Origin of the sequence: Halopseudomonas oceani, from assembly GCF_002903165.1 — a bacterium.
Classification (GTDB): Bacteria; Pseudomonadota; Gammaproteobacteria; order Pseudomonadales; family Pseudomonadaceae; genus Halopseudomonas; species Halopseudomonas oceani.
This window is the reverse complement of sequence record NZ_PPSK01000032.1, coordinates 1-20486: the sequence shown is the minus strand read 5'-3', so window position 1 is coordinate 20486 and position 20486 is coordinate 1. Positions and strand designations below refer to the sequence as shown.

The following is a 20486-nucleotide window of genomic DNA, read 5'->3' as shown; positions in this document are numbered from 1 at the left end:
GCGGATAGCTGACTGATGAGGGCGTACTTCAGCCGCACTCCTTGGCAAAGTACGCGGCGGCCTTTTTTAGGATGTCTCGCTCTTCAGTCACGCGCTTGAGTTCGGCACGCAGACGACGCAGCTCAGCTTGCTGGTCGTCTTCTTGCACGCGTTGCTTTTCGGGTTTGCTGTAGCGCTTAACCCAGGCATACAGGCTGTGGGTCGACATGCCCAAACGAGACGCTACCTCAGCCACCGGCAGACCTCGTTCGGTCACCTGCCTGACTGCTTCGATTTTGAATTCTTCGGGATAACGCGGATTGCTCATGGCACCTCCTAGTGGGCCGTATTATGAGGCCAGGAGGTGTCTACGAAACTAGGGGCGATTCATAAAGCCTTGCGAATTTCTTGGGAGGGCATGCACGGCAGCGATGCATAAGCTACTCAGGGTCATTCGCACCCGCGGATAAGACCACCAACAATTAAGAGAGATTGTCACTATGTCGAATAAATCAAACTGCCCGCCTTAGGGAAGGTCCACACGAACTCTTTGGTTGTGCCGGGCTCGACGAGAACCGCGTTCGGGTCGTCATGCTTGGCTTTGATGACTTCCGGATAGCCTGGAGGGTTGGAGTCTCCCGTGCCATAACGCTCATGCCAGACAATGCGCTCGGCCATGCCGGTCGGGGTCAGTGTGCCGTCCTTGAACAAGGACGCCATCTTGCGCTGGTGCTCCAGCTGGGACGCTGCCTGCCCGATGTTGAACTCGTGCATCAACGCGCCCTCGTTCTTCAGAACGAAGCGCACGGTTTCACCTGGCTTCACATCGATCGTTTTCTGGCTGTAGTTGATGTCGTCCATCTTTACCAAGATGGTACGAGTCGCTGGCGTCGCCTGGGCCTGCTGCCCAATGCCATTGCTACTGCCGCCGACCTCGGCAAATGCCGGAAAGGTGGTGCTGATGAACAGAGTGCTGATCAGCAGTTTAAGGGGTAAGTGTTTCATGGTGAGACCTCGAGATGGGTGCTGGAAATCTCATGCTATTCCCCGCTTGCTGCCAGGCCGCTGACCCCAAAACTACAATTGCGTCAGCTGGGAAAAAGCACGGCGCCATAAAGGCGCCGCTAGGCCAAAGGAGCAATCACGGAAGGCCTGGAAGATGGGGGAAATCTTTACTGATGGCATTCCTTGTCGGCCATCATCAGCTTGTGCTCTCGAATCATTTGACCCAGCACGTCGTCTACCAGCTTGTCATGCTTTTCCATCCAGGCCAGATGCTCTTCGGCAGACATGTTTGGCGCGGGATGTTCGTTTTGCAGCTGGCTCATGATGTCTTCGAGCATGTTCATATGCTCCTTCATGTGCACATGCCGCTCGCCGACCGGGGCCTTCTCCGCCTGGATCAGCACGGCTTCTGCTTTGTCGCGCATCTGCTGGATGCGCTAGAATACACGGTCGCTGCCCCCTTCGGCCCAAGCCATGGAAGACAGCAGTAGCGAACCAACCAGAAGCAAAGGTTTCAGCGATTTCATGGGCAGTCTCCATCAGTGCAAACTATGGCCGGCACCTCTGCTTTTGGTCTGTCGAGGGCCGATAGCACAACCTAGTACTCATGCTTGCACCCTAGACAAGCCACCCTGTCAGTGAGCTGAAGTCAGAATTACATTTTCGTAAGCTTCTGGTTGGGGCCGCGGTTTGCCTGCAAACTCAGGCCACCCGACTTTTGGAGTATGCACACATGAAACTACTGGTAGCTGAAGACGAACCCAAAACCGGTACGTACCTCCAGCAAGGTCTCACCGAGGCTGGGTTCAATGTCGACCGGGTTATGACCGGTACAGATGCCCTTCAGCATGCACTTAGCGAAGCCTATGACCTGCTAATTCTGGATGTAATGATGCCTGGGCTGGACGGTTGGGAAGTGCTGCGCATGTTGCGCGCAGCAGGAAAAGACGTCCCCGTAATGTTCTTGACGGCACGCGATGGTGTGGAAGACCGCGTTAAAGGGTTGGAGCTGGGTGCGGACGACTACCTGATCAAGCCATTTGCTTTCTCAGAGCTTCTGGCCAGGGTCAGAACGCTGTTGCGCAGAGGTAATGGTTCGCCGACGCAGACCACCATGAAAATTGCCGATCTGGAAGTCGATCTGATGAAGCGACGTGCTGTCCGGGGCGGGAAAAGAATTGACCTGACGGCGAAGGAATTTTCACTACTGGAGTTACTGCTGCGCCGACGCGGTGAAGTGCTCCCGAAGTCGCTGATTGCCTCTCAGGTTTGGGACATGAACTTCGACAGCGACACCAATGTCATTGAGGTCGCGGTACGCCGGCTACGCGCAAAAATCGATGACGATTTCGATCTCAAGCTGATTCATACCGCCCGCGGCATGGGGTACATGATGGATGCTCCGGAGTGAATATGAAGCACCTTTCGCTGACCGCGCGCATGAGCTTGATGTTCATGTCCGCGGTAATTGCAGTCCTGACGGTAGCAGGGCTGAGTTTCAATATGCTCAGTCAGCACCATTTCAAGATGCAGGATCGGCAGGCCCTGGTGGAGAAACTCGAATCTACCAAACATCTCCTCAACAATGCCCGCGGTGAAGCGAGCCTTTCGGAAGAATTACCGCAGTTGCGGGCCTTGCTGGGAGCCCATCAGGACCTGGCGGCCACCATCCTGGCTAGCGACGACACAGTGTTATTTTCCGACCCCAGAGCAGTCGAGGTGCCTGAGCGCTTCAGGCGCGCAAATGAGCAGAACATGTGGGAGTGGCAGAACGGCCAGCACATGTACCGCGGTATGACGGCCCAAATCTCGGTAGCCGATCAACCTGAGCCTCTCACAGCCCTGCTGATTCTCGACGTAACCAATCACACACACTTCTTCGACACGCTGCAGCGATGGTTCTGGATTGGACTGATCATCAGTGCCTTGGTCAGTGCCGCGCTCGGCTGGGTGGTAGCTCGCAGTGGCCTCAAGCCTCTGCGGCAAGTCACTCGCGTGGCCTCCGGGATGTCCGCCCGATCATTGCAGGAGCGAATTCCTCTCGAACCAGTACCGCAAGAACTTCAGCAGTTAGTTCTGTCCTTCAACGCGATGCTGGCTCGACTTGAAGAGGCCTTCATTAGACTCTCCAACTTCTCGGCGGACATCGCACACGAACTACGAACGCCCGTCAGCAACCTCATGACCCATACTGAGGTAGTCTTGAGCCATAAGCGCGACATCACCGCATACGAGGAGAACCTCTACTCCAACTTGGAAGAATTGAAGCGCATGTCTCGAATGATTGATGACATGCTGTTCTTGGCCAAGGCTGATAATGGCTTAATCATCCCAGAGCAGGCCAGGATCGAACTGGCTGACGTAGTCTACAAGCTGTTTGACTACTACCACCTCCTAGCCGAAGAGCGTGGCATTGAGCTATCGCTCACAGGCACAGGCCAAGCGCAGGGGGATCGGCTGATGCTTGATCGCGCGCTATCCAATTTGCTATCTAATGCGCTGCGCTACACGCCGGCGGGAAAGACAATTTCGGTTCTGATCCGCCAGGCAGCGGACTCAACCACATTCAGCATCGAGAACCCAGGGGACACAATCAGCTCAGAGCATTTAGAGAAGCTCTTCGACCGATTTTACCGGGTCGACCCCGCTCGGCGGGAGGGAAGCCCGAGCAACGCCGGGCTCGGACTTGCCATCACCCGGTCCATCATTGAGGCTCACAAAGGCCGCATCTGGTGCACCTCAGCCGCTGGCCTCACGGGCTTTCACATCGAATTGCCCCATTCCAGATGATGCCGGTCTGGCGGTAAGTAGGCTACAGCTAACCGCTAGCCCAACTTAAAAGGGTGGGGGCAACTCGACTGAGCGCAGATTGCACTCGCCATCCAGATAGGCAACGAGCGGTGAGATGACACCAGAGCACCCCATTCGCTCTCGGGTAGTAGTTTATGAAGTTTGGAAACGGCATCCCCCACGCTTGCTTCGCCAACCCAATCCAATGCTCGAATGGCGTCTTGAACCGCCCCGGGTTTCGCGGAGGCTGTTTTGTTTGAGTCAGGCAGCAACCGATATGGTTGCCTGACTCTGTTCATATAGTGCCTCAAACTCGGCCGGTGGCCTATTTCCAATTGGCTCCAGCAGGCGCTGATGGTTGAACCAGGTCACCCACTTCAGCGTTTCCCACTCCAGACTGTCTACGCTTTTCCACGGCCCTCGCTTATGGATCAGTTCGGTCTTGTAGAGGCCGTTGATGGTCTCTGCCAGTGCGTTGTCGTAGCTGTCACCGGTATTGCCAACCGAGGGTTCGATGCCAGCTTCGCCCAGCCGCTCGCTGTAGCGAATCGACAGATATTGCGAGCCCCTATCGCTGTGATGAACCAGCCGGTGGGGCTCAGGCCGACGAGTGTGAAGCGCCTGTTCCAGAGCATCCAGAACAAACTCTGTGCGCATGTGTCGGCTGACACGCCAGCCTACGATAAACCGTGAGTAGACATCGACGATGAACGCCACATAAGCAAATCCCTGCCAGGTTGAAACGAATGTGAAATCGGCGACCCAGAGCTGATTGGGACGTTCGGCCGTGAACTGGCGCTTTACCAGATCCCTGGGATTGGCATTGTCAGGATCGGGTTGTGTGGTTTTCACCGTTTTGCCCCGCATTACGCCGCAGAGCCCCATTTCACGCATCAACCGTTCCACTGTGCAGCGCGCAACCACCTGGTGTTCGCGATGCATCTGCCGCCAGACTTTCCTAGCCCCGTAGACCTCGTAGTTTTCCTGCCAGACACGGTGAATTTGTACAGCAAGTTCCTCGTTACGGATCGCTCGGGCGGAGCGTCGTGAGCGGTCACGTAGCCGTGCAGCATGGCGCCGGTAAGCCGATGGAGACACTTGCAACACGCGGCACAGTGGCTCGACTCCAAAGCTTTGCCGGTGCTTGTCGATCAGCTGCCAGATCACTTCAAACGGCGCAGGATGGCCTGCCCGTCGGGCTCCGCCTGGGCGAAAAAAGCGCTGGCGACCTTGAGGATTTCGTTGGCTCGCTTGAGCTCACGAACCTCGCGCTCCAGTTCCTTGACGCGGGCATCAGTGCCCGAGGCGGAGGGGGCCGCAGGCGCAGCCGCCTTCCGAATCCAACTGCTCAACGTCTGAGCGGTGCAGCCGATCTTGCTGGCCACGGCCTCAATGGCGGCCCACTGCGATGTGTGGGACTCCCGGACCTCATAAACCATACGGATGGCCCGGTCCCGCCCTCGCTATAATTCCATCTTAAACCTGCCGAACCATCCAGGCCTCCAGGTCCGGTTCCCAGGTCCAGTATTCGGTTTCGATACGCATGGTGAAACGGCCGTGGTTGCTGTCCGACCACAGGGTGGCCTCCATCCCCTCAATCAATGATTCCGCCGAGGGCGCACCACCCAGCGCACTGCCCGGAAAAACACTTAGAAAAGCCACCACCCATAAGCATTTCATACGCTGCCTCCTTGAGTTAATCGTCTGATTACCCAGAGAAATCAGAGCCCACTCCTTTCAGACCATGCCTCATAGATCCGCTTGTCCCATTTGCTCTGGAAATAGGCGATAGCGGCTTTTTGATCGTCCCTGGAGAGCTCGTCTGCGAAGGCCGGCATTTTCCCACCCATGGGGGCGCCACCTTGACTAATTGTACCCATCAGCGTGTCGAAGGAATGGTGCCAGGCATGACCTGTTCCGTTGAGCGGTGGCGGCGGGTAAGAGCCATCCTTCAGAGTCTTTTTCCAATTGAAAGCGCCTTGGGCATTGCCGCCATGGCAGCTTGCGCAGTTGTCGTCGAACACCACTGCGCCGCGCTCGACCTCAGCCTGTGTGTACCAGCGGTCATCCACCGTCTGTTTACCGCAGCCGCTGATTAGTGCGACTGCAAGAACGCCTACTGAGATAGTTGCCCCATGCATCATTCTTGTTCCTCGATTTCCTTGCGCCTCAAATTCCTCAATCGCGGAATAAAACGGGGAGTTCTGGCTGCATAGGCCCGCCAATCGGAGCCGAACGCTTTTTCTGTTTCACGCTCCTCGTGAATAGACAGGCGCGAGTACATCCACACCAGCACCGGGAACATGGCCAGCGTCAGCAGCGTTGGCCACTGCAGCAGAAAACCGAACATGATGAGCACGAAGCCGGAATACTGAGGGTGGCGAACGTGGGCATAAAGGCCGGTTGTGGCCAACTGCCCTGCCTTTTGCGCGGCATACAGGGTACGCCAGCCAGCCGCAATCAGATAAAACCCGAGGCCAATAAACACTGTGCTCAAGAGATGAAACGGCCCAAAGTGTGGGGAACCCCTCCAACCAAACAGCATTTCCAGCAAGTGGCCACTGTCGTGAGCCAACCAGTTCACGTCGGGATACTGGCTCTGCAGCCAGCCGGAGAGGAAGTAGAGCGTCAGCGGGAACCCGTACATCTCGGTGAACAGTGCCACCAGAAATGCGCTGAAGGCACCAAACGAACGCCAGTCCCGGCGGGTCTGCGGTTTGAAAAAACTGAAGGCGAAGAATATGAAAATCGCCGAATTCAGCACCACTAGGCTCCAAAGGCCATAATCCGATGCACCATCAGTCATCACGCTGCTCTCCACTCTTTCCCGGTTGCTCTGCCTGGTGGTTATGTCCTCCATGTCCTCCATGCCCTCCGTGCATAAAAATATGGATCAGCGGACAAGCAAGCAGTATCAGCCAGGGCAAGGCGCCAAGCAGATGAACCTTGTGTTCTCCCCAGAGTAAAACCAGTGCGATAACGGCAAATATTGCCAAGGTAATTTTAAAGCGTCGATCCATGAGCGGTTCCTTTGCGAAAAAAACAGTGTCAGAACAGAGTACTAATGGGCTTCAAGGGATATCTGATGGCCTATGCCGCTCAGCGCGATCTCATCAACCACATCGAGGGATTCCGGGTCGAGCACCCAAAGCTTGTTCTCTGCCCGACTGGTCACCAGTAGCTGGCCATCGTAGGGAGAGACCGCAAGATGATAGGGCGCAGGAGCCAGCGGCCTGCTGTGGCGGGCGCCGCTGGCTAGCTCAATCCGGACCACCTGGTTGCCGCCCTGGCTGGTGGCATAGAGGGTCTGGCCATCTGCGCTCAAGCCAACGCCATGGGGCGCCTCCCCAACCTCGTACCGGTCCGCCACCGCGCCTTTGGCAAGCTCAATGACAAGAACCTGGCCGGATGCAGCATCATTCACGTAGAGCCGCTGGTTGCCGGGGGCAAGCACCAGATGCTCTGGGTTGCCGCCAACCCGCAGGTTGCGCTCGACGAACCAGTGCTCGGTATCCACTTCGCTGACCGTGCCATTACCGGTATTGCTGACCAGAAGGGATTGGCCGTCGTCGGTTTGCACCAGATAGTTGGGGGCCGGCCCCGTCGCCACAGTTTTGACCAACTGACCGGAATCCAGATCCACAACGCTGATGCTGCCACTGGCAGGATGCGTGGAAACGGCATAGCGACTGTCGGAAGTCACCAGCACATGGTGCACCGGCCCCGGCACTTCCAGTTTGCGGTCAATCGTCTTTGTGGCCGTGTTCACCAAATAGAGCAGCCCGGTACTCCCTGCTTCCAATTCAGTAGACTGCCCGCCCCCATGATGAGCGGCGTGTTCATCTTCTGATACGCCTTCGGGGCGACTAACCGGCTCCTGACGATCATGCGCCGACAAACTACCCACCACCAGATGCCGGCCATCCGGGGTCAGTGCCGAACCGTGGGTATTCAGGGTGCCGCCAATGGACGACGTCACCTTGCGGTTTTCCAGATCAATAACGCCGACGGCATCCGCTGTGCCCATGGGAACAAATGCCCGGTTCGTGTCTGCGGCCACCATCAGCGAAAAACTCATAGCGACACTGGCCGTAATACCAGCAATACACTGCTTGCGAAACGAATGTTTCATAGCGTGCCCTTTTTGGTCAGAGGGTTTCAGTAAGATCTCCTCGCCCGGTAAGCAAGATCCCGAACAGGCATGGTCATTACTTGGCAGTCCATCACACCAAGCTGAAACAGGCCTGAAAACAGTTGCGAAACATGCATTCGTTTGACCAGAATCAAGGTGGAACGATTCACAATGACCAAGGACGACCAATGCAAGACGTGCCCCAGGAAAACCAGCGAACAACCAAAACCCACGCCGACCAGCTCAACCGGCAGTGTTACTGCATCACCCTTGACCGAAAAGCGCTCACTGACAGCCTCCAGAAGCAGTTTTCAGACACTGGGAACGAGGCGCCGGCCACTCCCGAGATCCATCATTTCTTTTCAAACACACCGGTTTTTGTACCCCAGGCGGACATCGCGACGATGGAGCGGATCGTTCAGGCGATCGAATCGGCTGCCGAGCTTCCGTCCTACCGGGAAAGAGCTCTGTCCTGGGCGCCGGACATCGCCGGTTTTGATCCAGGCCCCATCGGGGCCTTCATGGGCTACGACTTTCACCTGGGCGAGAACGGGCCTCAGCTGATCGAAATCAACACCAACGCCGGCGGCGCATTTCTGAACACGGTATTGGCCCGGGCACAACACCGATGCTGTGACCCGTCCCAGCAGACCGCTGGCACCAACCGGGCACTGGATGGGTTCGAGGACGCAGTGTTTGCCATGTTCCAGCAGGAATGGCAACGGCAAGGTGGCGACTCGACGCCCGGTTGCCTGGCCATTGTGGACGATACCCCAGAATCCCAGTTTATGTTCCCGGAATTCCAACTGGCCCAGCAGTTATTCCAGGCCAGAGGCATAGAGACCTTGATCCTCGACCCATCGGAGCTTGAGTATGTTGATGGTGCCCTGAGCGCCCACGGCAAGCCTATCGACATGGTGTACAACCGCCTGGTGGATTTTGCCTTGGAGGCCCCGGCTCTTGGGGCGCTGAGGTGCGCCTACCTCGACGGCGCGGCGGTCGTCACGCCCAATCCACGCGCCCATGCGCTTATGGCCGACAAACGGAACCTGATCCTGCTATCTGATGCCCAAACCCTGCGCGACTGGGGCCTGAGTGAAACCGAGGCAGGATTTCTGGATAGAGCTGTACCGAAGACCCGGCTGGTTTCAGCAAGTGATGAGGCGGAGTTGTGGAGCAACCGGCGTAAACTGTTTTTCAAACCGGTAGCGGGCCATGGCAGCAAGGGCGTCTATCGGGGCGAAAAACTAACCCGCCGCGTTTTCGAAGAGATCCTGAAGGGTGATTACATCGCGCAGAACTTCGTTCCCGCCGGAGAACGCACGCTGAGAGTGGATGGCACGGTCACCACCAGAAAGGTCGATATCCGTTTGTACACCTATGCTGGGCAACTTCTGCTTTCCGCCGCACGGGTTTACCAAGGCCAGGCCACTAACTTTCGTACCCCAGGCGGTGGGTTCGCACCCGTCTTTCAGGTGTGATCACTACCGCTTACCCTGGCCTCTCGATCTATTTGGTTGCTTTAAAGGTCGTCCATGCGCCCTACCTGGCGAGCGAGACGCATGGATTCGTTCTGCTCCATGGTCAACAGTGATTCCAGCAGTTCCTTTGCTTCTGGAATCTCGGCCTTTCCAACCAGTGTCTTGTAGAGATCAATAATCTGATCGTGGAAGTCAAAGACCTCGCGGGAGATGCCAGCAAAATCCAGCTTTGCGTAGGGCTCGTCGCAGGTTCGGTGAGTTTTGATCGGGTTATGAGAGAGGTAGTCGATAACTCGGGTCTCCAGAGCCTTCGCATCTCCCTGGCGCTCAAACTCGTTTACGATCCGCTCTATTTCCGATTCATGAGCTGCCAGATAATCCAAAAGCGCACGGGCCCGTTCTTCCTCGTGCGTTGTTGCGCAATGGGACAGACAGCTCGCCAGATGTGAGTGCAGATCGCGCGTCCAGTCGATCAGTTGTCCAATAGTCTTTATATCCATATCTTTTTTCCTTTTTTCCTTTTTTCTTCTCCATAATATGACTGACATCAAATAGGTATCCCGTCGTCAAATGAGGAGTCCTATTTGCATTTCCAGTGTTCAGTTGGGCTATGTGCTCGCCTGGCTAATTCGCTAATCCATTGCAAACCGCAGGCACTGCAGCAAATCGACGCCTCTACCGGCTTCAGATCGATTCCACAACCTCAGAGAGCATATCCCTGACCTTCCCGGCAACCTGCTTGAGCTCGTCATTATCGATGGCGCTCATGGAAGCCAATGGATCCACTGCACTTACCTCAATGCCCTCCGAAACCTCACGAAGAATAACGTTGCAAGGCAGCATGGCACCCACGCGAGGCTCCACACCGATGGCTTCCCAGGCCATGCCAGGATTGCAGGCCCCGAGAATCCGATAGGCCTGCATATCCTTGTCCAGCTTTTTCTTCATGGTGGCTTTGACATCAATTTCTGTCAGCACACCGAACCCGTGATCAGTGAGGGCCTGACGCGCTCTTCTGTCCACGTCCTCGAAATCGACATCTTTGATAACTTGATCGATCGTGTATGACATAGCTACCTCCAATGATTCAGAAGTTCATTGCTTTGACCCGAGTTTCACCACCCTCAAACGCAGCGCATTCACGATCACGCTGACCGAGGACAGCGACATGGCGGCCGCTGCAAAAATGGGCGACAGCAGTATCCCGAAAAACGGGTACAAAACCCCTGCCGCTATCGGAACACCGGCGGAGTTGTAAACGAAGGCGAAAAACAGGTTCTGACGGATATTGCGCATGGTCGCCAGAGACAAACGGCGCGCCTCGACAATGCCCATCAGGTCGCCGCGTAGCAACGTAATGCCGGCGCTTTCGATGGCGACATCGGTCCCGGTGCCCATGGCCACACCGACATCCGCCGTTGCCAGTGCAGGCGCATCGTTTACGCCGTCACCCGCCATCACGACAACACGGCCTTCGTCTTTCAGGCGCTGGACGATCTTGCCCTTATCTTCCGGCAGGACTTCCGCTTCCACTTCGTCGATATGCAGTTTTCGGGCAACTGCTTCAGCTGAAGTGCGGTTATCGCCGGTCAGCATGACCACCCGGATGCCGTCTTTTTGCAGCGCGGAAATAGCGGCTTCGGTGGTTTCCTTGACCGGATCGGCAATCGCCAGCAACCCTGCGACGTTTCCGTCGACAGCAGCAAAAATCACGGTAGCACCATCTTTTCGGAGCTGGTCGGCGTCGCCGTCAAATCGCGTGGTGTCGACATTTTCCGACTCCATGAGAAGGCGGTTACCAAGTAGCACCCGCTTGCCGTCTATTCGACCGGTAACCCCTTTACCATTCGGAGAGTCAAAGTCTTCCGCATCCGGAAGCTTCAGGTCCATGCCCTTGGCTTTATCGAGTATGGCGTGAGCCAGTGGGTGCTCACCGCCTTTCTCCAGGCCGCCTGCATAACGCATGAGACTACTGTCATCGAACCCGTTGGCCGCGACAAGCCGGGTGACTTGCGGCTTGCCCTCTGTCAGCGTGCCGGTTTTATCCACCACCACGGTGTCCACCTTCTCCATACGCTCCAAGGCTTCCGCATCGCGAATCAGAACGCCACTTTGAGCACCGCGTCCGACACCCACCATGATGGACATGGGCGTCGCCAAGCCAAGTGCGCAAGGGCAGGCAATGATCAGAACACTGACCGCTGCAATCAGCCCGAACGCCATAGGCGGCGTGGGCCCGAAGAATGACCAGGCTATAAAGGCGATAATGGCGATCACGATCACCGCAGGCACAAAATAACCCGCCACCTTGTCGGCCAGGCCCTGAATGGGCGCGCGGCTGCGCTGGGCGCTCGCCACCATCTGCACAATCTGGGACAGCATGGTGTCACGGCCAACCTTGTCGGCCCGCATGATAAAGCTGCCCTGCTGGTTGATACTGCCGCCGATCACCTGGTCGCCGGATTTTTTGCTGACTGCCAAAGGCTCACCGGTCACCATGGATTCATCCACGTTGGAGCTGCCTTCAAGCACCTCGCCGTCCAACGGCACCTTGTCTCCCGGACGCACCCGCAAGCGGTCACCGACCTTGACCTGATCAAGCGACACATCGGATTCGCTGCCATCGTCGTCCAGTTTTCTGGCCGTCGCCGGTGCCAGATCCAGCAGGGCCTTGATGGCACCAGAGGTTTTCTCTCTGGCGCGCAATTCCAGCACCTGCCCCAGCAGCACCAGCACCACGATGACAGCAGCCGCCTCGAAGTAGACGGCGACCGACCCGTCTTCCTGCCGGAAGGCGCCTGGGAAGATCTGCGGCGCCAGGGTCGCCACCAGGCTGTAGATCAGCGCGACGCCGGTACCAATGGCAATGAGCGTAAACATGTTCAAGTTACGGCTAACCACGGATTTCCAACCCCGGACGAAGAAGGGCCAACCGCACCAGAGCACCACAGGCGTTGCCAGCGCCAGTTGAATCCAGTTGGACATCTGCGGGGCTATAATGTGATCGAGTCCGGTGAGGTGCCCACCCATCTCCAGCACCAGTACAGGCAGGGCCAGCACCAGGCCGATCCAGAATCGGCGGGTCATGTCTTTGAGTTCTTCCGAAGGCCCGTCGTCCAGGCTTACCTGCTCGGGCTCCAGGGCCATGCCGCAGATTGGGCAGTCCCCTGGCCCTTGCTGCCGAATCTCGGGGTGCATGGGACAGGTATACATAGTGCCCGGCGCTACCGGCTCTTGCTGTTTCTTTTCCCAATCGAGGTACTGCTCAGGGTCCTCGTCGAATTTGGACTGGCAACGCGACGAGCAGAAGTACCAGGTTTTACCGCCATGCTGGCTGCGGTGTTCCGCGGTATGCGGATCCACTGCCATGCCGCAAACCGGATCCTTGGCGGTGTGCCCGCCAGGTTCTTTATCGGCGTGGTGATCGTGGTCATGGGCGTGATGGTGCTCAGCCATTCTGTTCTCCTGTTTTATCGGCGGGCCAGTCTGCAAATGCAATGAAATACAGCAGAACCAGATTGACGATAGGGATCAGTATCAGTACACCCATCCACCCCGGATACCCCGTGCGCTGGCAAATACGCCAGGCCGGAATGACGACCACAATGGCAATCACCAGCATCCACAGCCAGTGGCCTGCCCACATGGTGTTCCCGAACATGTTATCTCCCATCATGGTAGTTACCTCTCACCCCAATTGTGGTCAATGATGCGCATGGCTCTGCTCCGCTTGCGCGGATTCTGGCATTCGCTTCAGGAAAATTTGTTCGGCTACCGCAATCACAACCATAGTGACAACAGCCACGCCGATTACAAAGGGATCGGTATTAAGCTTGACCCATACAAAGCCTCCCAGCGCCAAAAGATCCAACAGGATGGCTGTAGCTGGCACCCAGATGTTGGCCTTGATGTCTTTGCGTAGATAACGCAGTACACCCCAGTGAATGGCAATGTCCATAATCAGGTAAAAGACGATACCCAATGCGGCAATTCGGGACAGGTCGAAGAAGGCGGTCAGAATCAGCCCCAGGACCACGGTATAAACCAGAGTGTGCTTCTGGATGCTGCCGGGCATGCCAAAGTGACTGTGGGGAACCAGTTTCATCTCTGTCAGCATCGCCAACATGCGGGACACAGCAAAGACACTGGCCAGAATCCCGCCTGCCGTGGCCATCATAGCAATGGCGACGGTAAACCAGACGCCGTACTCGCCAAGCGCGGGACGCGCAGCGGCAGCCAGGGAGTAATTCTGTGTTTCGATGATTTCAGCCAGCGACAGATTGCTGGCGACGGCAAACCCCACCAGCGTGTAGATCACCACACAGGCGGCAATGGAAATAATGATGGCACGGCCAACATTCCGCTTTGGGTCTATTACTTCGGAGCCACTGTTGGTAATGGTAGTAAAGCCTTTGAATGCCAGGATACCCAACGCACTCGCGCCCAGGAAGTTGCCCAGCGTTCCGGCTTCGCCAGGCTCTGAAAAATCAACCGAGATTGAGTCAGCAATCCAGATCCCGACGAGACCGAAAATCAGTATGCCTCCGATTTTCAGGATACCGATGAAGGAGGCCACGCCCTGAATGAGACGGTTGCTAAGCAGGTTGATCAAAAACGCCGCGAGAATAAGTGATACACCGAGAATGGGTACCATGCGACCGGTGTCGTCACCGCCGAAAAGCTGCATGGTGTAGGCACCGAATGTACGGGCCAGAAAACTCTGAGCAATGACCATGGAGAAGTACATCAGCAAGGCGTTGAAAGCCGTTGGCAGTCGGTTTCCGTAAGCTTTATGCAAGTACATACCAATGCCCCCGGCCGACGGGTAGGCGTTGGAGATCTTGATGTAGGAATAGGCGCTGAAGCTCACAATCACCGCCGCCGCGAGAAAGGCCAGCGGGAAAAGTACGCCGGTCATCTGGGCCATCTGCCCGGTCAACGCAAAAATACCGGCGCCAATCATGACGCCGGTACCCAGCATGACTGTCCCTGGTAAAGTGAGACTGCCCTCCTGGTAGCGGGTAGTTCGATCTTCCTCCCTGTTCATTCAACCTCCTGTTATTTTTTCATGGGTGGAATCTTGGAACAGCAGAACGGCTCATGCTTGGCATTTGCCCGGACGTTGTCGTCGGTAACCCGGTACCAAGCCAATTTGCGCCGGGTCCACCATCCGGTTTTCAATCGGCCACCGCAGGCCTTGACCAGTTCCAGTAATTCATCGACAGACCAGTGGGTTCCGTCATATGTCACCCGCAATGTGCCATTCGGTTTACGCTCGGCGAAATCAACGCAGGGGTGGTGGTTAAGATCGTGGATGAGATCCTCCCACTGACCTTCTCCCATCCCCTCGATGGCCAATTTCCGGCGCAACAAAAACTGTTCCTGGTTGGTTGCTTTGTGTGCTTTGGTCATGGGGTGACACCTCTCTTCCTGATGACTTCTCCCTGTATCAAAACACTTCAACCTGAACTGCGACTGAAAATGGACACATGCTTTCGGTGAATTTGAGTTACATCAAATCATAGACGAAAAAAGGCCATGGGTTTCCCCATGGCCCGTTAGCATCAACGTCAGAAGGCGATTCGAGCGCCGATCACAGCAAACCAGTCTTCTGTGCTTCCGCCGCCGGTTTCAGCTAGATCTGCGGTATCGCCGTATTTTCGTTCATGCACCACACCGACATAGGGTGAAAAGGCGCGATCAACCAAGTCATAACGCAGACGCAGCCCTACTTCGGTGGACACCAGACCTTTGCCAACACCAATTTCACGATCCTCACTGAAGGCCACCGTTGCGTCCAGTGTCGCCGCGAGGATCCAATAATTGGTGAGCAATAATTCATACTCTGCGTCCAGCTCAGCGGACGTCTCACCTTCATCGCTCACATACAGGTTGGCGTCAACCTCAAACCATTGCGGTGCAAGCCCAGCGACACCCAACACGGCATAAGTGCGATCCGGTCCCTCGGGGGTGTCGAAACGCACACCCGCTTTGGCATCGAAGAACTTGGAAATGGGGATCTGGCCGACCAACTGGTTTTCCAGCGTTTCGTAGGCCTGCTCCTCTACTTCGTATTCGCCGGTTGTGAGCAACCGGACTTTAAAATCGTCAGTGCCATAGAAGGCATCCGCATTCCAGACGCCCAGCTCCTCGCCATCGTCGCTGTAGCGGTACTCAAATTCCTCGAATTGAACGCCCCAGGTTGTGAGCGGCTGTTTACGAGCCGTGGTGTCGGAAATCATTTCCTGAGCTGTCACCGCCGTTGAGAAACCAACTGAGGCAAGAAAACTGGCGGCGACAAGTGATCGAATACAACTCATGCCTCACCTCCATCTTCAGCAATCACGTCTGTTTTGGCCTGCGTTGAATCTGGCCCACCTTCAATAATTACCTTACGGAACATACCAGCGGCCGCGTGATAGGACAGGTGACAGTGGAACGCCCACTGGCCGGGCGCGTCGACCTCGGTTTCCATGTAAACCGTGGTACCCGGGTTCACGTTGATTGTATGTTTGATCGGGTTCCACTGGCCGGCGCCGACGTCCAAAATCGACCACATGCCGTGCAGGTGCATTGGATGCGTCATCATGGTTTCATTCACAAACTTGAAGCGGACCCGCTCACCGTATTTCAGACGAATCGGATCGGCGTCTTCATACTTGACGCCATTAATGCTCCAGGTGTAACGCTCCATATTGCCGGTCAAACGAAGCTCAATTTCCCGGGTCGGTTCGCGGTCTTCATACAGTGGATCTTGGGCCTTCAGGTCAGCATAGGACAGGAACTTGCCGCCATTGGCTGCCGTGGGTACAAGGCCACTTCCCTTGGCGTAAAAGGGGTCGCTTTGGCCGCCTTTTCCCATCGCCATGGAACCATGATCCATGCCTTCCATGTTGGAATGATCCATGCTGTCCATGTTGGAGTGGTCCATTCCCTCCATTGAGGAGTGATCCATCCCGGACATATCTTCTGAGCTGTCCATATCCATGTTCCCATGATCCATGCCCGCCATGCTGCCATGGTCCATACCAGGCATACCGCCCATATCAGCCATGGTCAGTCGGGCAGCTTCACGCAGTTGCGGCACTGCCGCTTCCATGCCCTCTTCGGGGGCCAGTGTTGCCCTGGCGTATCCGGAACGTCCCATGGATTCGGCGAAGATGGTGTACGCCTGCTCATCCTTCGGACGTACGATCACGTCGTAGGTTTCCGCTACACCAATCCGGAATTCATCGACACTAACGGGCTGAACGTTGTTGCCATCGGCCTGAACGACGGTCATATCCAGACCAGGAATCCGGATATCAAAGTAGGTCATGGCCGAAGAGTTGATGAATCGCAGCCGGATGCGTTCGCCCGGCTCAAAAAGCCCTGTCCAGTTCTGGTCCGGTCCCTTACCGTTGATCAGACCCGTAAAGCCTTGCAGGTCCTCAACGTCCGCTTTCATCATGCGCATGTCGCCCCAGGCCATCCGGTCTCGGACCGTATTCATCAGGCCGTTTTCGGACGCGTCCGAGAAAAACTCGCCCACGGTTTGCTGCTCGCGGTTGTAATAGTCCGGCATCATTTTCAGGTTGCGCATGATGCGGTCACCGGAATGGGGGTGCTTGTCAGTCAACTGCACCACGTACTCGCGGTCATAACGAAACGGCTCACGTTTTTCCGGTTCGATCACAATGGCACCATAGGCGCCGTCCGGCTCCTGAAAACCAGAGTGGCTGTGGAACCAGTAGGTGCCTGCCTGCTGGATAGGAAACTCATAGGTAAAGGTTTCACCCGGCTTGATGCCCGGGAAACTGATACCAGGCACACCGTCCTGGTTAAAAGGAAGGATCAGGCCGTGCCAGTGAATGGACGTAATCTCATCCAGGTTGTTGGTCACGTTGATCCGGACGTTCTCGCCTTCCTTGAAACGCATTACCGGTCCCGGAGATGCGCCGTTGTATCCAATGCCTTCCTTCACAAAATCGCCGGTATCAATTTTTACCCGGTCGACCGTAAGGTCGTATTCGCCGGCCAGAACCATGGCTGGCATCAGCAGGCTCAAAAGCCCTGTCAAAAAGCGTGGTTTCATCTGTGTTGCTCCGAACTACACGTCATTGAAGCCGGGCCGAGAAACGTGTCTCAGCCCCGCGCTCGCGGACCTCAGTTAAGCGAGTTACTCGAAATTGACCTCACCGTACATCCCGGCCTGATAGTGGCCCGGCACGTTGCAGGCAAATTCGATATTGCCTTTATCAGAGAACTTCCATACCACTTCTTTACTTTGGCCCGGTTCCAGCAACACGCTGTTCGGGTCGTCATGCTTCATGGAATGGCCATTCCCCATATCCATATTCATCATGTCGTGGTTCAGCTTGCCGCCCTGGATGACGCCATGCTCAACCATCATCATCATTTTCTCTTGATGAGCTTCGTGCATGTCAGGAGTGCCAACACTGAACTCATGGACGAGGTTTCCCTTGTTCTCCACCACGAAGCGAACGGTTTCACCCGGCTTTACACTGATTTCTTCGGGTTCGTAGTAGTTGTCGTACATCTCGACAGTTACGGTTCGGCTGGCCTCCGACGCTTTGCCAGGTTCACCGCTTGTAGCGCCGTGCCCGTGGCCACCATCATGGGCGCCAGCCGCAAACGCTGTTGCCGACATTGAAAGCGCCATACCCGCTACGAATAGTTTTGATGCATTCATCTTTTTATCCTCTGTAAAATATTGCTCGAAAAACACTGCAGGATTGAGCCCCAATCTTGAGCAATGTCCAGAATCGGTTGTTATCTTCTCTCACTAACCTGAATTCTTTCTGAAAAACTCGAACTATTTTCCGTTCAGGCTGAATTCAGGTTAATCAGTCACACTTTCGACCGCGGACCATACATAGAAGGAAAAACTCATGCGTTTACTGCTCGTCGAAGATGACCGCTTGCTTGCTGAGGGTTTGGTCAGGCAGTTGGGAAAAGCAGGTTTCAGCGTTGATACAAGTCCCAGTGCCCGAGAAGCCGTCGTTCTGGGTGAGCAAGAGGATTACCGTGCTGTTGTTCTGGACCTGGGTCTACCTGATGGCAACGGGCTGGACGTATTGAGAAAGTGGCGAACGAATCACGTCAGCTGTCCGGTCTTGATTCTGACCGCGAGAGGCGATTGGCAGGATAAGGTTAACGGCTTAAAAGCCGGGGCAGACGATTACCTGGCAAAACCTTTTCAGACAGAAGAGCTAATCGCACGCCTCAACGCACTCGTGCGTCGAAGTGAAGGAAGGGTCCATGCTCAGGTTAAAGCCGGCCGCTTTGAACTGGACGAAAACCGCCAGAGTCTCAAGATGGACGACGGCGTGGAACATACACTTACCGGCACCGAATTCCGGCTGCTACGTTGTTTGATGAGCCGCCCTGGCCACGTCTTTTCCAAAGAACAACTAATGGAACAGCTTTACAACTTGAATGATAGCCCGAGCGAAAACGTCATTGAGGCGTATATTCGGAGGTTAAGGAAGCTAGTGGGCAGCGAAACCATCTCAACACGACGCGGCCAGGGGTACATTTTTAATGCGATTCCTTAAAAAGCCTGCGTCCGTAAAAGGAACCTTGCTTGCGCTGTTACTGCCCGCCGGAATTGGTCTAATGGGGGTGGCGTGGTTGGTCCATGGCTTGCTGCTCGACCGAATGTCTCGGGAATTCGTTGAAAGCCGACTGAAAGATGAGGTCGATTTCCTTGAGCACCAGATTCGCGACGCGAATGGTGAAGTTGACACTCTCCAGACGGGCGATTATTTCCAGGATGTTTTTCATCATGCCTTTGCCATACATACACCCGAACAGACCATCATTTCACCCGATACTTGGGAGCCCTTGTTAACGCCTCTGATTGAAAACGAAGAAGACGGAACCGTTCGCGTAGAAGATGCCGAAACCACTGATACTCCCTTAGACATCCTCGCCTACCGAAAGTCTTTTCAGGTCGGTGAAACACCCATCGTCGTAATCGTTTCTGAAGATCTGGGTGCGCTGAAACGCAGCCAAGCTGCACTTCATGCCTGGACCGCCGTAGTATCAGTTCTGTTGATTATGCTCTTGGTCGCCGTGCTCTGGTTCGGAATCACGATGTCCATGCGACCGGTTGTCACACTCAAAGCCGCATTAAAAAGACTCCAGGACGGAGAGATCTCCCGAATCAACGTTCAGTCGCCAGAGGAGTTCCACCCGCTGGTTCTTCAACTAAATCAGTTGCTGGACTCCTTAGATCAGCGACTGGAGCGCTCCAGGGACGCTCTCGCAAACCTGTCTCATAGCGTCAAAACCCCCATCGCAGCCGTCCGGCAGATACTGGAAGACGACACACGTCCTCTCGACACCAATCTAAGGCGCCAGATGGTGGAGCGACTAAGCGATATCGACAGGCAATTAGAAGCTGAAATGCGTCGAAGCCGTTTTGCAGGGCCCCAGATTGGAAAAAGCGCCTACCCCATAAAACAGGCACGGGATCTTTTGTGGATGCTCGGTCGTTTATATCCGGAAAAGTCGTTTGAACTATCGAGTTCTCTGCCTGAAGACAGCCGATGGCCGATAGAAGAACATGATCTAAATGAAGTATTGGGCAACTTACTCGACAATGCTGGCAAATGGTCTTCGAGATGCGTAGAGCTCTCTGTGGAACAAGGCAGCGGCTTCAAGCGAATAGTTGTTGCTGATGATGGCCCAGGGGTTAATCACAAGGATTTAGCCAGTTTGGGCCAAAGGGGTCTGCGGCTAGATGAGCAAACACCTGGGCACGGTCTCGGCCTTGCTATCGTTCGAGATATAGTGACTCGCTATGAAGGTAAAATCAGCTTTTCGACTAAGTCCTGTAGCGGTTTACGCGTTTCTATCGAATTATTAAGATAAAATCGAATGTTCGCTTTTGTTTAGCAGCGGACCGATCGAGGCGTCCGGTGGAGGCCCTAGGCCAGCAAGGTCAGGGACTGGCGAGCCTAAGAGAGACAGAGAGAAATAGATTTCTCTCTGTCCGGTTGCTGCAATTTGTGAAATTAAGATGGGTTATGCCGCTTATTAGTTAAAGATGACCAGGCTGCTCCCGCAAGCATTACATTTTAGTCATGTTATGC

21 protein-coding genes, 2 pseudogenes and 1 other annotated feature are annotated in these 20486 nt (G+C 55.4%); of the genes and pseudogenes, 5 read left to right on the top strand and 18 right to left on the bottom strand.

The window, feature by feature from the left end; genetic code table 11:
• The 3 genes and pseudogenes from C1949_RS18450 to C1949_RS18440 all read right to left on the bottom strand — a co-directional run.
• Positions 1 to 307: pseudogene (locus C1949_RS18450) on the bottom strand (transposase); the annotation flags it as partial.
• Between the two features lie 170 nt (positions 308 to 477).
• Positions 478 to 984 (bottom strand): cupredoxin domain-containing protein, encoded by a 507-nt coding sequence (locus tag C1949_RS18445; protein ID WP_104739849.1) that lies wholly within the window; start codon positions 982 to 984, stop codon positions 478 to 480.
• A gap of 167 nt (positions 985 to 1151) precedes the next feature.
• Positions 1152 to 1511 (bottom strand): annotated as a pseudogene (locus C1949_RS18440) (co-regulatory protein PtrA N-terminal domain-containing protein).
• A gap of 206 nt (positions 1512 to 1717) precedes the next feature.
• On the opposite strand from C1949_RS18440, the gene C1949_RS18435 reads away from it, so the two are divergent.
• Together C1949_RS18435 and C1949_RS18430 are read left to right on the top strand one after the other, a co-directional pair.
• On the top strand, positions 1718 to 2395 hold the full coding sequence (locus C1949_RS18435; RefSeq protein WP_096006441.1) for a heavy metal response regulator transcription factor: 678 nt from the start codon (positions 1718 to 1720) through the stop codon (positions 2393 to 2395).
• 2 nt (positions 2396 to 2397) lie between these two features.
• Complete coding sequence (locus C1949_RS18430) at positions 2398 to 3774, top strand: heavy metal sensor histidine kinase (protein WP_174704274.1); 1377 nt, start codon at positions 2398 to 2400, stop codon at positions 3772 to 3774.
• Positions 3775 to 4035: 261 nt separating this feature from the next.
• On the opposite strand, the gene C1949_RS18420 is transcribed toward C1949_RS18430, so the two are convergent.
• The 6 genes from C1949_RS18420 to C1949_RS18395 form a co-directional block, all read right to left on the bottom strand.
• Positions 4036 to 5213, bottom strand: a protein-coding gene (locus C1949_RS18420; protein WP_211287215.1) for an IS3 family transposase whose coding sequence is annotated in 2 segments (ribosomal slippage) — positions 4036 to 4994 and positions 4994 to 5213 — 1179 coding nt in all. Because the reading frame shifts where the segments join, the coding sequence is not laid out codon by codon here.
• Positions 4864 to 4995: a sequence feature (AL1L pseudoknot), on the bottom strand. Its footprint overlaps the gene before it by 132 nt.
• Before the next feature lie 37 nt (positions 5214 to 5250).
• The gene (locus C1949_RS18415) at positions 5251 to 5454 is read right to left on the bottom strand and encodes a hypothetical protein (RefSeq protein WP_022990665.1); all 204 of its coding nucleotides are present in this window, start codon (positions 5452 to 5454) and stop codon (positions 5251 to 5253) included.
• Between the two features lie 41 nt (positions 5455 to 5495).
• Complete coding sequence (locus tag C1949_RS18410; RefSeq protein WP_022990666.1) at positions 5496 to 5918, bottom strand: c-type cytochrome; 423 nt, start codon at positions 5916 to 5918, stop codon at positions 5496 to 5498.
• On the bottom strand, positions 5915 to 6580 hold the full coding sequence (locus tag C1949_RS18405; protein WP_096006443.1) for an isoprenylcysteine carboxylmethyltransferase family protein: 666 nt from the start codon (positions 6578 to 6580) through the stop codon (positions 5915 to 5917). The genes C1949_RS18410 and C1949_RS18405 overlap by 4 nt, the downstream gene beginning before the upstream one ends.
• The gene (locus tag C1949_RS18400; protein WP_096006444.1) at positions 6573 to 6794 is read right to left on the bottom strand and encodes a DUF2933 domain-containing protein; all 222 of its coding nucleotides are present in this window, start codon (positions 6792 to 6794) and stop codon (positions 6573 to 6575) included. The genes C1949_RS18405 and C1949_RS18400 overlap by 8 nt, the downstream gene beginning before the upstream one ends.
• Positions 6795 to 6835: 41 nt before the next feature.
• Positions 6836 to 7906, bottom strand: coding sequence for a YncE family protein (locus tag C1949_RS18395; RefSeq protein ID WP_096006445.1), 1071 nt, complete (start codon positions 7904 to 7906; stop codon positions 6836 to 6838).
• A 188-nt stretch (positions 7907 to 8094) separates the two neighbouring features.
• Between C1949_RS18395 and C1949_RS18390 the strand changes: the two genes are divergently transcribed.
• Complete coding sequence (locus C1949_RS18390) at positions 8095 to 9387, top strand: ATP-grasp domain-containing protein (protein ID WP_104739847.1); 1293 nt, start codon at positions 8095 to 8097, stop codon at positions 9385 to 9387.
• A gap of 41 nt (positions 9388 to 9428) precedes the next feature.
• Here the strand turns inward: C1949_RS18390 and C1949_RS18385 are convergent, their stop codons facing one another.
• The 9 genes from C1949_RS18385 to C1949_RS18345 all read right to left on the bottom strand — a co-directional run bounded on the left by C1949_RS18385 (position 9429) and on the right by C1949_RS18345 (position 18079).
• Positions 9429 to 9887 (bottom strand): ATPase, encoded by a 459-nt coding sequence (locus tag C1949_RS18385; protein WP_104739846.1) that lies wholly within the window; start codon positions 9885 to 9887, stop codon positions 9429 to 9431.
• A 184-nt stretch (positions 9888 to 10071) separates the two neighbouring features.
• The gene (locus tag C1949_RS18380; RefSeq protein ID WP_104739845.1) at positions 10072 to 10458 is read right to left on the bottom strand and encodes a DUF302 domain-containing protein; all 387 of its coding nucleotides are present in this window, start codon (positions 10456 to 10458) and stop codon (positions 10072 to 10074) included.
• A gap of 24 nt (positions 10459 to 10482) precedes the next feature.
• Positions 10483 to 12843: a heavy metal translocating P-type ATPase gene (locus C1949_RS18375; protein ID WP_104739844.1), complete on the bottom strand. Its 2361-nt coding sequence runs from the start codon at positions 12841 to 12843 to the stop codon at positions 10483 to 10485.
• A complete protein-coding gene (locus C1949_RS18370) occupies positions 12836 to 13063 on the bottom strand; it encodes a DUF805 domain-containing protein (protein ID WP_096006448.1) in 228 nt (75 codons plus the stop codon). The genes C1949_RS18375 and C1949_RS18370 overlap by 8 nt, the downstream gene beginning before the upstream one ends.
• Before the next feature lie 27 nt (positions 13064 to 13090).
• Positions 13091 to 14434: an APC family permease gene (locus C1949_RS18365; RefSeq protein WP_096006449.1), complete on the bottom strand. Its 1344-nt coding sequence runs from the start codon at positions 14432 to 14434 to the stop codon at positions 13091 to 13093.
• 11 nt (positions 14435 to 14445) lie between these two features.
• A complete protein-coding gene (locus C1949_RS18360; RefSeq protein ID WP_058092398.1) occupies positions 14446 to 14799 on the bottom strand; it encodes a hypothetical protein in 354 nt (117 codons plus the stop codon).
• A 158-nt stretch (positions 14800 to 14957) separates the two neighbouring features.
• The gene (locus C1949_RS18355) at positions 14958 to 15707 is read right to left on the bottom strand and encodes a copper resistance protein B (protein WP_096006451.1); all 750 of its coding nucleotides are present in this window, start codon (positions 15705 to 15707) and stop codon (positions 14958 to 14960) included.
• The gene (locus C1949_RS18350) at positions 15704 to 17461 is read right to left on the bottom strand and encodes a copper resistance system multicopper oxidase (RefSeq protein ID WP_096006452.1); all 1758 of its coding nucleotides are present in this window, start codon (positions 17459 to 17461) and stop codon (positions 15704 to 15706) included. Before C1949_RS18350 ends, C1949_RS18355 begins: the two co-directional genes overlap by 4 nt.
• 84 nt (positions 17462 to 17545) lie before the next feature.
• Complete coding sequence (locus tag C1949_RS18345; protein WP_096006453.1) at positions 17546 to 18079, bottom strand: cupredoxin domain-containing protein; 534 nt, start codon at positions 18077 to 18079, stop codon at positions 17546 to 17548.
• A gap of 199 nt (positions 18080 to 18278) precedes the next feature.
• Between C1949_RS18345 and C1949_RS18340 the strand changes: the two genes are divergently transcribed.
• Both C1949_RS18340 and C1949_RS18335 read left to right on the top strand, forming a co-directional pair.
• Complete coding sequence (locus C1949_RS18340) at positions 18279 to 18944, top strand: response regulator transcription factor (RefSeq protein WP_096006454.1); 666 nt, start codon at positions 18279 to 18281, stop codon at positions 18942 to 18944.
• Positions 18931 to 20265: an ATP-binding protein gene (locus C1949_RS18335; RefSeq protein WP_096006455.1), complete on the top strand. Its 1335-nt coding sequence runs from the start codon at positions 18931 to 18933 to the stop codon at positions 20263 to 20265. Before C1949_RS18340 ends, C1949_RS18335 begins: the two co-directional genes overlap by 14 nt.
• Positions 20266 to 20486: the final 221 nt, after the last annotated feature.